Raw genomic sequence first — 14750 nt, 5'->3', positions numbered from 1 at the left:
CGCCGCCTTCGTTGCCGCCGGCTGGCTCGCCAACGGTATCGTCGGGCCGATGTCGGTGACAAAGGTCGTCGCTTCGCCGCAGCCGCCCGCCTATGTCGACGAGGCTGTCCAGGCACACAGGACGACGCTGCTGCGCGAAAACATGCCCTCGCAGACCGAGGCGCCCAATTACAATGCCGGCGAGATCCGCGCCGCCACCGCCATCGTCATGCCGTCGCTGCCGAAGGACTGGAAGGTCCGCGACGTGCAGATCTATCCGTCGCGCTTCGGCCCGAGCGTCGAGATCGCGGTTGAAACGAAGGAGATGGGCCTGGTGTCGCTGTTCGCGATCCGGCCGGGCACTTTCGATGTGGTCAAACCGACCGTCGCGCCCTCCGGCGATATCTCCTCGGCCTATTTCCAGATCGGCGATGTCGCCTACGCGGTTGTCGCGAAGAGCGAGGTTCATGATCTCGACCGCGCCGCCGAAACGCTCGCCAGAACGCTTTACTGACCCATCCACAAAGGAGACCTCAAAATGAATACGCCCAATCTTGGATACCGCGTGGGCACGGGCGTCCGGACCGGAGCCGTCTATGACGAGGGCCTGCGCCAGCACATGCTGCGCGTCTACAATTATATGGGCTTCGGCCTGGTGGTTACGGGCCTTGTCGCCTTGCTGGTGTCGTCGACGCCGGCTCTCTATGTGCCGATCTTTTCCAGCCCGCTGAAATGGGTGGTGATGCTGGCGCCGCTCGCTTTCGTGCTCTTGTTCTCGTTCAAGATGCAGACCATGTCGGCGGCAAGCGCGCAGGCAATGTTCTGGGCCTTCTGTGCCGTCATGGGCCTGTCGCTGGCCTCGGTGTTCCTGGTCTTCACCGGAACCAGCATCGCGCGCACCTTCTTCATCGCCGCGACCATGTTCGGTGCCACCAGCCTCTATGGCTACACGACAAAGCGCGACCTGACCCAGTTCTCGTCCTTCCTGATCATGGGCCTGATCGGCGTGGTGATCGCCAGCATCGTCAACATCTTCCTCGGCTCGACCGCGCTGCAGTTCGCCATCTCGGTGATCGGCATCGCCGTGTTCATCGGCCTGACCGCCTGGGACACGCAGACGATCAAGGAGCAGTATGCGGAGAATTTCGATGCGGAGTCGCGGCAGAAGCTCGCCGTCTTCGGCGCGTTCTCACTCTATCTGAACTTCATCAACATCTTCCAGTTGCTGCTGAATTTCACCGGCGAGCGGGAATAATCCGAACCGTAGCAGGAAGCAGCTGGCATCTTGCCGCGGCCGGAGGGAAACCTCCGGCCACTTTTTCATCTGAGACGGCGCCCGGCCCATCGCGCCATCGACGTTCATCGCGACTGTGTGAAATGCTGCGTCCGCCGCCTTGAGTTCACTCCTGGCCATTTGCTAGCCTGCCGGCCACACCAGACGGACCGCGAGGACATATGGAACAGGACAGCCTGACGCTTCATGGCGACGGCATATCGGCGACCATTGCCGGGCAAGGCGCCGAACTGGTTTCGCTAAGGGATACGCAAGGATTTGAGTTCCTGTGGCAGGCCGGACCGGCCTGGCTGCGCCATTCACCGGTGCTGTTTCCGATCGTCGGCCGGCTGAAGGGCGATCAACTGCGCCATCGCGGTCAGACCTATCCGATGACGCAACACGGCTTCGCCCGCGACAAGCCGTTTATGTGGGCGCAGAGGGGGCCTCGATCCTGTACGCTGGTGCTCACCGACGACACGGAAACCCGAACCCACTACCCGTTCGCATTCCGCCTGGCCGTGACCTATAGGCTGGGCGAGGGGCAACTCGAGATAGGATTGGAGGTCACCAACTCCGGAGACGAGCCGATGCCGGCCTCGATCGGGGCGCATCCGGCATTCAATTGGCCGCTGCTGCCGGATCTGGCCAAAACGGATTATCGACTGACCTTTTCCGATGACGAGCCAACACCGATCCGCCGGCTGAAGGATGGCCTGCTCACCGCGAAGCCGCAGCCAACGCCTGTCAAAGGCAATATCCTCGAACTCTCCGAACGGCTGTTCGACGAAGACGCCGTGATCCTGGACCGGCCGGCCAGCAACAGCGTTCGCTACGGCGCCGGTCACGGTCCGGCGATCGAGGTCTCATGGCAGGGATTTCAGGAACTGGGGATCTGGTCCAAACCCAGCGGCGCACCGTTCCTGTGCATCGAGCCTTGGCACGGCATGGCCAGCCCGCTGGATTTCGATGGAGAGTTCACCGACAAACCCGGCCTAATGCTGATCGCGCCGGGCGCGAAGCGTTCGCTGAGTTACCGGATCAGGCTGGAGCAGGGGCCTCGGTAAAGTCTCCTGCAGGCTGGGCAGGGGCCGTATTCGACTTCAGTTCGGGTTTCAAATCTGCCGGACCACGGCGCCGATCACATTGACGAGGAGACGCGCGGCGGTCAGCGCCGACAGGCCGTCAATGTCGGCTGGCGGATAGAACTCCACAAGATCGAATCCGGCGATCCTCGCCCGCTTGCCCAGCCGGCAATGAGATCGATGACCTGCGTGTAGGTGAGGCCGCCGGGAGTACGCGCTGCTACGCCCGGCATGATGCTGGGATCGAGGCTGTCAAAGTCCAGGGTGACGACGACCCGCGCTCCCTCCGGGATGTGCCTGAGCGCCGCTTCGACACCATGGGCGTGGATCTCGCGGGCGGTCACGAAACGGCTGCCATAGCGCCGCGCCGCTTCGATCTCCGTGAGGCGTGCGCTGCCGACACTGCGCAGTCCGACCTGCACCATGCCGGCGACATGCGCCATCTCGCTCGCCCGGCGCATCGGGCTGGAGTAGCCGTGGCGTTCGCCATGCACCTCGTCGCGCCAGTCGATATGGGCGTCGATCTGCAGGATCCAGACAGGCCCGTGATCCGCGAAGCCGGCGAGGAAGGGAATGACCACGGAATCGTCTCCGCCGAGCAGGATGGGCACGGCCGGCAATGACAGGACCTCGCGCGTCTTCGCCTCGATCCGGGCGCGGTTGCCGGCATTGTCATGCATGGTGGTCAGGATGTCGCCGGCGTCGACGCAGCAGATCGGCCTGCCGTCGAACAGCGGGCCGCCGAGATCGAAATCCCAATGCTCGATGAGCGCGGCATCACCCTGGCTTGCAACACGGATCGCATCGGCGGCCAAGGCATGGCTGCCGCTGTCTTTGCCGGGATAGGTGCTGCCGTGACCAGCTCCGAAGATCACTGCGCGGGGCGCCGTGCCATCGGCAAGGCGATCGGACAAGCCCAGAAAGGAAGATCGAGTGGTCATCTGATCGCCTTCAGTCCCACCGACGCATGATGAACGGATTGGGGCAGGGTAGTTGCCTTGTATGCCGGATTCCATCGTCGAAATCTTGATCCCATGCTGGGCCTGCATTGGGTTCATTCCCGGCGTTTCGAGCCGCGTCATCTACAATAATATGTTGGGTGCGGGCGGTTCGCCAAACCGGATGCGTTTGTCTCGACGACGTGTCTGTATCGGGGGCGCCGTTCGAAATCCGCTGCGAGGCCGAATACACCTCAGGAGGAGTACACCTGCGGAGCAGCACTGCCTTGAGCGGACGAGGGTTAGGAGGTCGGGTGAAAATCTATGTTTTGAGTGTAGTGGAGGGGCAGGAATGGGTTCTTCCCCATCAACCCGACGACTACCAACTATTCGCGACCCTCGGGGGCCGGAGCCAGAAGCGATGGCGTTCGCCCCGGATGAAATTCCTGCGCGAGCAAGACGACGGAACACCCCGGCTGTATTCGGATTTTCCTTGGCTTGGCGAGCACGTGCTCATTCTGAGGGGCACGGCGTTGGAGTCGCTACGGCCGATTCTCGAACCGTATGGCGAATTCCTGCCGCTTCGTGCTGACGAGCCGATATCGCTCTTCAACGTCACCACTGTGGTCGATGCGCTGGATGAAGAACGTTCAGGAATCGTCCGCTTTAACGATGGCGGCATCATGACGATCGAAAACCTCGTCCTTCGGGCCGAGGCCATCGCCGGGGCCGAGATATTCAAGCTGCCGGAGCGTGCCGATGGCGTGCGAAGATCCGATATCTATCTGCAAGAAACCATCGTGCGTCAGATCGGAGACCTCGGGCTCAAAGGCATCGCCTTTGAGTTGGCCTGGAACGACGAAACGGTCGGTCGCGACAGGATCGAATACCGCGGCGTGAAGCGGCGTGCGCCTGTCTCATCCGCGAGGTTGCTCAGAAGCTTCTGGGCCGGTCTGCTTCGGAAGGCAGGGCTGTAAAGCAGGGTTGCGAGATGGATTCGAGATGCTTCTCACACTGTGACAAAAGTCGCATAAGATAGATTATGGAACTAGCGCATTGGGCGCAGCCCGGGAATTGCTGCGGTTTCGGCCTTTGACGAGCAACATCGTGAACAGCACCACGCCGGCACCTCACGACCTCGAACTCATGATCGAACATTCGAACGGCGGGTTGAAAGCCGACTGAGCCGCTGTCTCTATCGTTCTGACTCGTAAGGAATTTCGATTACCATGCCATCGTAGGCTGGTTCGACATTGTCGGGCGTCTCAGTCATCACGGCGGTGTAGTCGAGCGGCACGTGCATGTGCGTCAGCACGGCGTTGCAAGGCGAAAGCGCCTTGATCCAGTCCAGCGCCTGGCCAAGCGAAAGATGGCTTGGATGCGTGTTGTACTGCAGCGCATCGATGACCAGCATGTCGAGGCCTCTCAGCCGCTCTGTGGTGGTCTTGGGAAAGTCGCTGATATCGGGACAGTAGGCGAGCCCGCCGATACGGAAACCCAGCGAAATGATGTCGCCATGGATCTGGGGCAGCGGCTCGAAGGTGAGGGCACCCCCCTCTCCTTCGATCACAACCGGCCTGGAATGATCGATGATGTGGGCGTCGACGATCGGCGGATAGGAACTGCCTGGCGGCGTCTCGAAGCAATAGCCGAACGCCTGGCGCAGCCGTAGCATGGTCGGCTCGTCGGCATGGATGTCGATGCGATGCCCCTGCTCCTGCACATAGCCGCGCAAATCGTCGATGCCGTGGATGTGGTCGGCATGCGGGTGCGTGTAGAGCACACCATGGATACGCCTGACTGAAGCCATCAGCATCTGCTCGCGGAAATCCGGACCGGTGTCGATGACGACCGTGGTGCGGCCGCCATTGGCAGCGATGCGCTCGACAAGCGCGGCCGTGCGCATGCGCCGGTTCCTGGGATTGACGGGGTCGCAATTGCCCCAGTCGCCGGTGATGCGCGGCGTGCCTGGCGACGATCCGCAGCCCAGAATGGTGAGGCGCAGCCGGTCGCTCATGCCTCGGGCGCCCGCTGGTCCGGGCGTGGCATTTTTCCAAACAGCCGCAAGAAATTGTCGGTGGTCAACGCTGCGATTTCAGCCTCGGTGACGCCGATCGTCTCGGCCAGCACCTTGGCGGTTTGCGCGACATAGGCCGGCTCGTTGCGTTTGCCGCGAAACGGCACCGGCGCCAGATATGGAGCATCGGTTTCGACCAGCAGCCGGTCATGCGGCACATCGGCGGCGATGGCGCGCAATTCGATCGAATTCTTGAAGGTCAGGATGCCCGAGAACGACACATAGCCGCCTAATGATACGCCAACCTCGGCGAGCCGCCGTCCCGACGAAAAACAATGCAGGATGAACGGGAAGGCGCCCTTCCCTGTCTCGTCCTCGAGAATGGCGGCCATGTCGTCGTCGGCATCGCGCGAATGAATGACGAGAGGCAGCCCGGTCTCGCGGGCGGCGGCGATATGGGCGCGAAAGCTCCGCGCCTGCGCATCGCGTGGTGCCTTGTCGTAGAAGAAATCGAGCCCCGCTTCACCGATCGCCACCACCTTCGGGTGGGTGGAGAGGCGGACAAGATCGGCGGTGGTGACGTCGAGCTCCTCGGCGGCATTGTGCGGATGGGTGCCGACCGAGCAATAGACTTCGTCGAAAGTCTCTGCGATCTCAACGACTTGCTGAAACCGCTTCACGCGCGTGGAGATCGTCACCATGCGGCCGATACCGGCCGCCTTGGCGCGGGCGACTATGGCCGCCCGCTCCTCGGCGAAGTCCGGAAAGTCCAGATGACAATGGCTGTCGACGAGCATCAGGCGTTCGCGTCCGTCTGTTCGACATAGCGCGGAAACACGCCCTCCGGTGCCGGCAGCGCCGTGCCGGACACAAGCGCATGGTCGGCGTGGACATGCACGAAATCGCGATCGTCCGCCGGCACCGCCAGCAGGTCGAGCAGCTTGCCGGCCGAGCCCGGGATGAAGGGCTGGCATAGAACGGCCACGCGCCGGACCACTTCGGCCGTCGTCCACAGCACCGTTTCCATGCGCTCCGGATTGGTTTTCTTGAGCGCCCAAGGTTCCTGACCGGCGAAATACCGATCGGCTTCCGCGACCACGCCGAAGATCGCCGCCAGTGCCAGATGGATGCCCTGTTCGGCCATTGCCTTGCGCGCGGTGGCGAGAGCGTCGACCGCCTGATCCAGGATCACCTTGTCGGATTCCGCCAGATCGCCGCGCTTTGGCACCACGCCGCCGCAATTCTTGGCGATCATCGACAGCGAGCGCTGTGCCAGATTGCCGAGACCATTGGCCAGATCCGCATTGGTACGGTTGACGATCGCTTCATGGCTGTAGCTGCCGTCCTGCCCGAACGGCACCTCGCGCAGGAAGAAGTACCGCACCTGGTCGAGGCCGTAATGCTCGATCATGGTGAACGGGTCGATGACGTTGCCGACCGATTTCGACATCTTCTCGCCGCGGTTGAACAGGAAGCCGTGGCCGAAGACGCGCTTCGGCAGCGGGATGCCGGCCGACATCAGGAAAGCGGGCCAATAAACCGCGTGGAAGCGTACAATGTCCTTACCGATGATGTGTGCATCAGCCGGCCAAAACCGCCAATTGTCAGCCTTTTCATCGGGATATCCGACGCCGGTAATGTAGTTGGTCAGCGCGTCGACCCAGACATACATGACGTGCTTTTCATCGCCAGGTACCGGCACGCCCCAGTCGAATGTGGTGCGCGAGATCGACAGGTCCTTCAGTCCCGACTTGACGAAGCTCATCACCTCGTTGCGGCGCTCGGCCGGACCGATGAAGTCGGGTTGGTTTTCATAAAGCGCGACGAGCTTGTCCTGATAGGCCGACAACCGAAAGAAATAGCTCTCTTCCTCGACCCATTCGACCGGCGTTCCCTGTGGCCCGTAGCGAATATTGTCGGGACGGACCTCGGTCTCTTCCTCGCCGTAGTAGGCTTCGTCGCGCACCGAATACCAGCCGGCGTAGCCGCCCTTGTAGACGTCACCATTGGCGGCCATCGCCTTCCAGATCGCCTGCGAAGCCGCGGAATGCCGCTCCTCGGTGGTGCGGATGAAATCGTCGTTCGAGGCGTTGAGCGCGGTCGCCATGCGCTTGAACTCGGCCGAGTTGCGGTCGGCCAGGTCGCGCGCGGAAATGCCTTCCTTCTTTGCCGTCTGCAGCATCTTGATGCCGTGCTCGTCGGTGCCGGTGAGGAAGAAGACCTGCTTGCCGTCGAGCCGCTGGAAGCGGGCAAGCGCGTCGGTGGCGATCAGCTCATAGGCATGGCCGATATGTGGCTTGCCGTTCGGATAGGAAATCGCGGTTGTGATGTAGAATGTGTCGCGTGACATGAATGAACCGTCATGAATGTCTGAATGGAAGCCGTGGCGGTGGATATCGCATCGGAATGGCGATTGCCATCCCGAGACCAGTGCACGCCGCCCAAAAGTGGCTCCTGTTTGGGGGGCCAACGGCATGCACCAAAAAGGCCGTCACATTCGCATTGCAGAATTCAGGCGGTCGATCATGGTCAGGGCGTGCTGCTTCTTGTCGAGATTGTAGGTGTCCGTTTCAGATATAGCGTCCAAGGCCTCGTGCCAAGTATCGGAGAGTGTTTTGGCCCGCTTGAGATCGCCAGCCCTCGCCGCCTGGCTTGCCGCGTCCGACAGAAGGTCCAGCGCCCGGCGGTTGAAGATGTCGAACTGGATCGCCTGGTCTTTGCCCGCGAGGGCCTCGGCCAGGCGGTAGGCACCGGCAATATCGCTCTTTCCCGTCGCCACCAGGCCATCGAGCGTCTGCGCGATCTCCAGCCCGCCATACTGCGTCAACAGGATTGCGCCGCGGGCGCTCCCCCCTGCCCGCTCGACCAGTGCGGCCCTCGCGACCGGATCGTCCGGTGGTGGCGGCTCCGCTGTCTCCAGCACCGCCATCAGTTCGTTGGCGTCGAGCGGTGTCAGCCGCACCACCTGGCAGCGCGAACGGATCGTCGGCAGCAGACTGCCCGGCGCATGGACGATGAGAATGAACAGGGTCCGTGCCGGTGGCTCCTCGAGATTCTTCAGCAGGGCATTGGCCGCATTGGCATTCATGTCGTCGGCCGGGTCGACGATCACCACCCGGTAGCTGCCGTCATGCGAAGTCAGCGACAGGAAGCGGCTAACCTTGCGGATTTCGTCGACGGTGACGACGGTTTTGAAGCTCTTGGTCTTGTCGTTCAAGGGACGGGTCAGATGCAGCACCCCCGGATGCGCACCGGTGGCGATCTGGCGAAACAGCGGCGAGGCCGGATCGGGAACCGCAAGGTTGCCGGGCGCCTGCTCGAAGGCTGGATGCTTTAAAAGGTGGTGGGCAAGATGGAAGGCGAGCGTCGCCTTGCCGATCCCGACCGGTCCAGCGAAGATCAGCGCGTGCGGCAGCTTTCCCGCGCGATAGGCGGCGGCAAGCATGGTGGCGGCCTGCCCGTGCCCGACCAGACGTGGCGTTTCGGAAGGTTCCGGCACACCGTCCAGCGTGTCATGCTGTTCCGGCGCGATGCGTTCGAAGATCATACCGGTGCGACCTGCCTGTTGCGCTCGGGCGCCCTTGCCTCCAGTGCCGCGAACACGGTCGCCGTGACGACATCCTCCACCGTGTCCGGATCGGCGGAGGCATCGACGACGATGCAGCGTTCCGGCTCTGCCGCCGCGATCGCCAGGAACGCTTCGCGGCGGGCCTGGTGGATAGCCAGCGTCTCCTTTTCGAAGCGGTCGGCGACGGCATCGCTGCCACGCCGCACTGTCGCGCGCTTCAAGCCCTCGGCCGGGTCGATATCGAAGATGAGCGTCATGTCGGGCATCATGCCGTTGATGGCGACCTGTTCCAGCATGGCCATGAATGCCGGGTCGATCCCGCCTGTAACGCCCTGATAGACACGCGAGGAATCCAGGAAGCGGTCACAAAGCACGATGGAGCCGCGCTCGACCGCCGGCCGAATGACCTGCTCGACATGGTCGGAACGCGCGGCAGCGAAGAGCAGCGCTTCCATCTTCGGCCCAAACGGTTCGGCGGCACCCGAAAGCAGCACATGCCGGACCGCTTCGGCGCCCGGCGAGCCGCCCGGTTCACGCGTGCGCAGGACATCATACTTCTTGGCGCGCATCTTTGTGGCCAGCCGCTCGATCTGTGTCGACTTGCCTGCGCCTTCGCCGCCTTCGAAGGTGATGAAAAATCCGCGCGCCAACCGAGGGGCCTTTATTCCTGTTTGAGTGGGTTGTTGCGCTTTAGATAGTCCGCGACAGGGAAAACGTCCATGCCGTCGGCACTATCGAAGCCAGCCGACCGCCAGTTCCTCGACGGCATCGAGCGCGCGTTGCGACAACGTGCCGACGCCGATCGACTCGGCCGCGAACAACGGTGTCTCCTGGCTCAGCGTGTCGCCGATCCAGACCCGCAGTGCGCCCACCGGTTGGCCCTCCTCCACCGGTGCGGCGACCGGGCCGAAGTAGATGATCCTGGCCGTCAGCTTGTCGCGGTTGCTGATCGGCAGGAAAATGTCGATCGGACCTTTTGCCTTCAGCGTCACGCCGGATTTCGCACCGCCAAAGACCTGGGCCTCCCCGACCACCTCGTCCTTGGCGAATATCTCGGTCCTCGCGAACGAACGAACGCCCCAATCGAGCAGTTTGCGCGCTTCTTCGGCACGCTCCTTGTCACTGGCCAACCCGCTCATTGCCGCGATCACCCGCGTGCCGCCGTGGCTGACCGAAGCGACGATGCCGAAGCCGGACGCCTCACTCGCGCCTACAGCCAGGCCGTCGGCGCCGATGTCCATCGCCAGCAACGGGTTGCGGTTCCTCTGCGAGATCTTGTTCCAGGTGAAATCCTTCAGGCCATAGTAGCGATAGAAATCCGGGTATTCGCGCCACAGATGCAGGGCGAGCTGCGCCAGCTCGCGCACGCTTGTCTGCTGGCCATCGGCCGGCAGGCCGGTCGAATTGACGAAAGTCGATGTCTTGAGGCCGATCTGGCGCGCGCGTTCGGTCATCTCTGCGGCAAAATTGTCCTCGGATCCGGCCATGCCTTCGGCGATAACGATGCAGCCGTCATTCGCGGCCTGCACGGTCACTCCCTGGATCAGGTCCTCGATCCGGATCGCCGATTTGAGCTTGGCGAACATCGTCGAGGTTCCCGACGGCGCGCCGCCTTTGCGCCAGGCGTTCTCGCTGACCACGAACGTATCGTCGAGTTTGAGGCGCCCGGACTTGAGGGCGTTGAAAACCACCTCCATCGTCATCAGCTTGGCCATCGAGGCCGGCGGAATGGGTTTGTCGGCATCTTTCGAAAACAGCACCGTGCCGGTGTCGGCATCGATCATGAAAGCCTGTGCGGCCTTGGTCTCGAAAAGCTGCGCTTGGGCCGGCGAAAGCGTGAGCAGGAGGCCGAGGAGAAAGAACCCGGCAAAAGGCTGTAGCAAGCGAAACTGCATGAAATTCGACCCGTTGGCCGGCCCCTCCGGCGTGCCGAAACTATCGGGCTTTTTCGCTGAGGGATCAACAGCCGGGCGGAAAGCCGGCTGTTGGATCAGTCGCGCACGACCAGCGCATCGGGCGCACCGTGGGACCATGCCGCCTTCAGCAACTCGTCCAGGTCGCCATGGCCGTCCGGATAGAGGTTGACCGCATACCAGTCATTGTCGTCGAGATCGGAGCGCTGGATTTCTATTCTGCCGAAGGGCTTTAGTGCCGAGGCCACACGTTTGGCTTCGGTAGCATCGTCGAACGTGCCGGCGGCGACATAATCTGGGCTGGACGGCGCCGCTTGGCGGCCGTTCTTTTTCCACGACCGCAGGATATCGGTGGGCGACATGCCGCTGTCATCCAGAGCGGCAAAAACATCTGCGTGATGGACGCGTTCATTCGCATAGGACAGCGAGGCCATGGCGAACGGCGATTGCGGCGGCAGGCTGATCTCCGGCCGTTCCGGCACGATCGGTCCGAAATCGGGCAGCGCCAGATCGCCGAAGGCCGCCGACTGCGCGGACATCTGCCCCTGCACCGGGGTTGCGGCATCGGTCAGCTGACCTGGAAACGGCACAGCGGCCGCGCCGACCGGGAGGCTCGGCGAAGGTCCGTTCATGGCTACCATGACGCCGGTCGGCAGGCCATCCGACGGATCCGGTATGCGGTTGCCTGGATGGTAAGAGGCCATCAGGTACTGGTCGTCATTGCCGTCGAGCGGTGCGCGGCCGACATATTCGACCTTCACCTTCGCGGTGCCGACCTTGTCGTAGTCCAGCATCTGCGCGGCTCGCTCAGAGACGTCGATGATGCGGCCCTCATGGTATGGGCCGCGGTCATTGACGCGCACGATCACCGAACTGCCGGTTTCGAGGTTGGTGACGCGGGCATAGCTGGGCAGCGGCATGGTCGGATGCGCCGCCGTCAGATGCGCCGTGTCGTAGACTTCGCCGTTGGCGGTCAGCCGGCCATGGAAGGCGTCGCCATACCACGAGGCCAGACCCACCTTGGCGTACTTCTTGTCTTCTTTGGGATAATACCACTTGCCGCGCACCTGATACGGCTTGCCAAGCTGGTCGCGGCCGCCGCCGCGCCGCATGAAGGCAGCGCGCGGACTGGCCTTCACGCCATATTCGGTCTCGGCGAAATATTCCTTGTAGCGGGTCTTCTTGTAGACCATGCCTTTCGGCTCAGGCTGCGACGCGCAAGCGGCAAGCAATGCAGCAGACGCTGCAAGCAACGCAACCGTGGCAACGCGACGAAGACGCGGGTGCGTCACAGCCTGCATTCTTGATTGTCCCCCTAAAGTCTCAACCAAAGACGTCGTATCCGACCATCAGAGGAGCCAAGCACTCACTCGACAATGCCAACGACGCCTCGGACCCCGATCCTTTGTGCGCAGGAATTGTTTATCACGGTATTAACCGATTGTGGCCGGAACCGGGCAAGATTGTGACACTGCCCGTCCTGTCGTTGGCTAGGGAGGTATGTCTTTGCGGAGCCTGCCTGCAGGAAGCGATCAGGCGGTTGATCTCCGCTTCGTCGGCAAGTTGCCGGCGTCTGAAAGCCGCTCCAAGGCCAGGAACAACGGTGATCGCGCCCGCGAGCGCGGAGCGTCGCGTTTCTGCGTATGCATTTGGTAGTTCTCATCAGGAAGGGCTGTTCAGGCGCCGCCCTCGGAAGGCTTCTCCCGAGGGCGGGCAACGACGGCTTACCGAATGTAGGCTCAATCCAGAACTCAACAACGCAACGCTTACGCAACTGCCAATTCAATAGATTTTGAACGTTTTTGTTCCGTTAGCTATGGCTAAAAAGTAGAAAAACCCAACCTTCTTCATGCATGGCACCGGCGGGACCGGCGCGGGCGGAATCCTCTTCTAAGAATTCTACTTCTTTCATACACCCATCTAAGCCCATTAGCTTGCTGGCGGCCGATGCTGCGAATGGTACGGTAGTGTTGAATTGGAGGCTTTATACATGTCGACCCAGAACACGAACGGCTCGAAACTCGACCAGGGCCTTGTATCGGAATCTCAAGCGCGCCGGGACTTTCTTAAGAAGGCGGGGCGTTTCGCTGCGGTTACGCCGCCGGCTGTAACTCTCCTGCTCGGCACAAGCTTGAATTCCAAGGCGATTGCCAAATCAGGCGGATCACGTCCTGGCAACGGAGGGGGGGACAAGAACCACCCCCACGCCGGCCCTCCCGGCCATCCTCAAGGCGGCCCTCCCGGTCAGGTCCATACTCAGTTCCTGTTCGAGCGAGGCCACTCTGACAACGCCGGCGGCGGATCCCACGGAGGATCGAGGGCAGGCGATCCTAACTAGCAACCATGCCCTCTGGATAAGGCCGAAGCGCTGGCGGTATCAATCGTCGCCACGGTCGAGAAGCTGAGGGATAACGGCTGATGCCCGCCTGGCCTGCGAGATCGCAAAAATTAACGGATCGTTGACCGCGCTGTCCTATTCTGAGACAGCGCGGTCCAGTCCCATCCGGACTGCGCAGGCGGCTCCGGCAACACAGCCCCCGCCGCACTGTCGGAGCCGCCACCATACTAGCCTGAAGATACCAGCAATGGTTGAATCAACTGTTACTGCAGTTGTTGCAAATAGAGCGAAACGGTTCTCCCGCTTCCCCGAGCCATAGGCCCACAACGACCGGGCTTTGGTCTGCACCGAGCTGCGCCGGCCGCCTTCCCGCCACCAGATGCAAAAAAGCCCGCCGGAAGTCCCCAGGATGAATCAAGGGACATAGCCGGAGCGTTGGAAACCCAAGCTATCTCTTAACACGTGAGAAGCGGCATAGAGGTTTCAAGGTGTGAGGAACGGTAGCGGGCCTGTTCGAGGCCAGCATAGGTCAACGATGGGCGGCGGGGTCGGCTATTTCGACTCCACGCCCAGCTCAGGCCGCATGTCGATTGTATCGCCATCTCCATGCACGGCATCATGATCCCAATTGTTCGTCTTCTCGGGCGTTTTGACGACAGCCTCTCGGGTGTCCCTGTCTTTGTCCTTGCGGGGCTTTGGACCGGGCACGTCGCGTGATGACTTCGGTTCCATATCCGCCTCCTTTAGTTCTCTCCAGAAACAAGGACGGGAGGCTCGGGTTCCAAAAACAAGAAAGCCGTTGCCTCGGGCAGCGGACTTTCGCTAGGAGTTGAGAGGACATCTCCACGCTGCGGAGACAACAGACCACAGTGGATTGGTTCCAATGTTGGTCTCTGTTTCGCGGCGCGTGCTGTGAGCGCCTGGGGTATTCGAACATCAAAATCACGCTGGACGTTTATTCCCATGTGATGGCGGGAATGCAGGCCGACGTAGCGGAGCAAGTTGACGTCGCGTTGCAGGCGGCTATAAGCAGCGATCGAAAACGCAAATAGTTGCAAAGTGCGCAGCAGCCGGCATTTCTCGACCGGACGCAGAATCAAAAAAGCGCAGCGTTTGTAAGTACTTGGAGGGATGGCCGAGCGGTTTAAGGCACCGGTCTTGAAAACCGGCGTGGGCGCAAGTTCACCGTGGGTTCGAATCCCACTCCCTCCGCCATATCTCATTGAAAATCACCGAGGTTTTTTCATTTTTACCTTGCGGTGTGCTCTTCATCTGCTCAACTCTCGGCAGCCAGCGCCGATTTTGGCCAGGCTTTCCCTGGCTGCTTGGCGTTGCACAGAATAAGGCCCTGGGAAGAGTCGGCCCTTTCTGCCAATCTCCCGATCTATTCGGCCATAATCCGGGATACAGGTGAAGAACACCGGGCGCTGGTCCCTGCCCGCCTGCTTGCACTCGCACCGGAACATCTTCACCAAGTCACCGTGCATGAGCGTGCTCAAGCCCCAGGCGGGTGCCTAGAGCGGGATGAAATTTATAAGAGTCGTGGGATTCCCAAATCATCGCCGTTCTGATTCAACATGCATGCTGGGAGGAGGCCAGCATGGATGGCAGGGTATTCGATGGATCTTCGCGAGCGGGT

The 14750-nt window shown here is 61.7% G+C and carries 12 protein-coding genes, 1 tRNA gene and 2 pseudogenes; 6 read left to right on the top strand and 9 right to left on the bottom strand.

The window, feature by feature from the left end:
- From O7A61_RS27225 to O7A61_RS27215, 3 genes and pseudogenes are all read left to right on the top strand, one after another.
- Positions 1–493: pseudogene (locus O7A61_RS27225) on the top strand (anti-sigma factor); the annotation flags it as partial.
- 24 nt (positions 494–517) lie between these two features.
- Entirely contained in the window at positions 518–1234 is a 717-nt protein-coding gene (locus O7A61_RS27220; RefSeq protein ID WP_337132422.1) for a Bax inhibitor-1/YccA family protein, read from the top strand.
- A 200-nt stretch (positions 1235–1434) separates the two neighbouring features.
- Positions 1435–2319 (top strand): aldose 1-epimerase family protein, encoded by an 885-nt coding sequence (locus O7A61_RS27215; protein ID WP_337132421.1) that lies wholly within the window; start codon positions 1435–1437, stop codon positions 2317–2319.
- Between the two features lie 48 nt (positions 2320–2367).
- Here the strand turns inward: O7A61_RS27215 and O7A61_RS27210 are convergent.
- A pseudogene (locus O7A61_RS27210) lies at positions 2368–3278 on the bottom strand (agmatinase).
- A 311-nt stretch (positions 3279–3589) separates the two neighbouring features.
- Here O7A61_RS27210 and O7A61_RS27205 point away from each other — a divergent pair.
- Positions 3590–4252: an imm11 family protein gene (locus O7A61_RS27205; protein ID WP_337132420.1), complete on the top strand. Its 663-nt coding sequence runs from the start codon at positions 3590–3592 to the stop codon at positions 4250–4252.
- A 218-nt stretch (positions 4253–4470) separates the two neighbouring features.
- Here the strand turns inward: O7A61_RS27205 and O7A61_RS27200 are convergent, their stop codons facing one another.
- The 7 genes from O7A61_RS27200 to O7A61_RS27170 all read right to left on the bottom strand — a co-directional run bounded on the left by O7A61_RS27200 (position 4471) and on the right by O7A61_RS27170 (position 12074).
- A complete protein-coding gene (locus O7A61_RS27200) occupies positions 4471–5292 on the bottom strand; it encodes an MBL fold metallo-hydrolase (protein ID WP_337132419.1) in 822 nt (273 codons plus the stop codon).
- On the bottom strand, positions 5289–6089 hold the full coding sequence (locus tag O7A61_RS27195) for a TatD family hydrolase (protein WP_337132418.1): 801 nt from the start codon (positions 6087–6089) through the stop codon (positions 5289–5291). The genes O7A61_RS27200 and O7A61_RS27195 overlap by 4 nt, the downstream gene beginning before the upstream one ends.
- On the bottom strand, positions 6089–7642 hold the full coding sequence (metG, locus tag O7A61_RS27190) for a methionine--tRNA ligase (RefSeq protein ID WP_337132417.1): 1554 nt from the start codon (positions 7640–7642) through the stop codon (positions 6089–6091). Before metG ends, O7A61_RS27195 begins: the two co-directional genes overlap by 1 nt.
- A gap of 141 nt (positions 7643–7783) precedes the next feature.
- Positions 7784–8839, bottom strand: a complete 1056-nt coding sequence (locus tag O7A61_RS27185; RefSeq protein WP_337132416.1) for a DNA polymerase III subunit delta' — start codon at positions 8837–8839, stop codon at positions 7784–7786.
- Positions 8836–9510 carry a dTMP kinase gene (gene tmk / locus O7A61_RS27180; protein WP_337106942.1) on the bottom strand — a complete coding sequence of 225 codons (675 nt, stop codon included), beginning with the start codon at positions 9508–9510 and terminating at the stop codon, positions 8836–8838. The genes O7A61_RS27185 and tmk overlap by 4 nt, the downstream gene beginning before the upstream one ends.
- An 81-nt stretch (positions 9511–9591) precedes the next feature.
- Positions 9592–10755, bottom strand: coding sequence for a D-alanyl-D-alanine carboxypeptidase family protein (locus tag O7A61_RS27175; RefSeq protein WP_337132415.1), 1164 nt, complete (start codon positions 10753–10755; stop codon positions 9592–9594).
- A 95-nt stretch (positions 10756–10850) separates the two neighbouring features.
- The gene (locus O7A61_RS27170) at positions 10851–12074 is read right to left on the bottom strand and encodes a septal ring lytic transglycosylase RlpA family protein (protein WP_337132414.1); all 1224 of its coding nucleotides are present in this window, start codon (positions 12072–12074) and stop codon (positions 10851–10853) included.
- Positions 12075–12763: 689 nt separating this feature from the next.
- On the opposite strand from O7A61_RS27170, the gene O7A61_RS32665 reads away from it, so the two are divergent.
- The gene (locus O7A61_RS32665; RefSeq protein ID WP_084636492.1) at positions 12764–13111 is read left to right on the top strand and encodes a hypothetical protein; all 348 of its coding nucleotides are present in this window, start codon (positions 12764–12766) and stop codon (positions 13109–13111) included.
- A 552-nt stretch (positions 13112–13663) separates the two neighbouring features.
- Here the strand turns inward: O7A61_RS32665 and O7A61_RS27165 are convergent.
- Complete coding sequence (locus O7A61_RS27165; protein ID WP_140711542.1) at positions 13664–13843, bottom strand: hypothetical protein; 180 nt, start codon at positions 13841–13843, stop codon at positions 13664–13666.
- A gap of 393 nt (positions 13844–14236) precedes the next feature.
- On the opposite strand from O7A61_RS27165, the gene O7A61_RS27160 reads away from it, so the two are divergent.
- Positions 14237–14326 (top strand) — tRNA-Ser (locus O7A61_RS27160).
- Positions 14327–14750 lie beyond the last annotated feature (424 nt).

The sequence above is a fragment of the Mesorhizobium sp. Cs1321R2N1 genome (genome assembly GCF_037179725.1).
GTDB classification, from domain to species: domain Bacteria; phylum Pseudomonadota; class Alphaproteobacteria; order Rhizobiales; family Rhizobiaceae; genus Mesorhizobium; species Mesorhizobium salmacidum.
The sequence above is the reverse complement of the archived record's forward strand: the minus strand, read 5'-3'. Positions and strand labels throughout refer to the sequence as shown.

Excerpts from the sequence above, each read along its gene's own strand:
- O7A61_RS27220 (WP_337132422.1), top strand. The coding sequence starts at position 518 with ATGAATACGCCCAATCTTGGATACCGCGTGGGCACGGGCGTCCGGACC.
- O7A61_RS27215 (WP_337132421.1), top strand. The coding sequence starts at position 1,435 with ATGGAACAGGACAGCCTGACGCTTCATGGCGACGGCATATCGGCGACC.
- O7A61_RS27200 (WP_337132419.1), bottom strand. The coding sequence starts at position 5,292 with ATGAGCGACCGGCTGCGCCTCACCATTCTGGGCTGCGGATCGTCGCCA.
- O7A61_RS27195 (WP_337132418.1), bottom strand. The coding sequence starts at position 6,089 with ATGCTCGTCGACAGCCATTGTCATCTGGACTTTCCGGACTTCGCCGAG.
- metG (WP_337132417.1), bottom strand. The coding sequence starts at position 7,642 with ATGTCACGCGACACATTCTACATCACAACCGCGATTTCCTATCCGAAC.
- O7A61_RS27185 (WP_337132416.1), bottom strand. The coding sequence starts at position 8,839 with ATGATCTTCGAACGCATCGCGCCGGAACAGCATGACACGCTGGACGGT.
- O7A61_RS27175 (WP_337132415.1), bottom strand. The coding sequence starts at position 10,755 with ATGCAGTTTCGCTTGCTACAGCCTTTTGCCGGGTTCTTTCTCCTCGGC.
- O7A61_RS27170 (WP_337132414.1), bottom strand. The coding sequence starts at position 12,074 with ATGCAGGCTGTGACGCACCCGCGTCTTCGTCGCGTTGCCACGGTTGCG.
- O7A61_RS32665 (WP_084636492.1), top strand. The coding sequence starts at position 12,764 with ATGTCGACCCAGAACACGAACGGCTCGAAACTCGACCAGGGCCTTGTA.
- O7A61_RS27165 (WP_140711542.1), bottom strand. The coding sequence starts at position 13,843 with ATGGAACCGAAGTCATCACGCGACGTGCCCGGTCCAAAGCCCCGCAAG.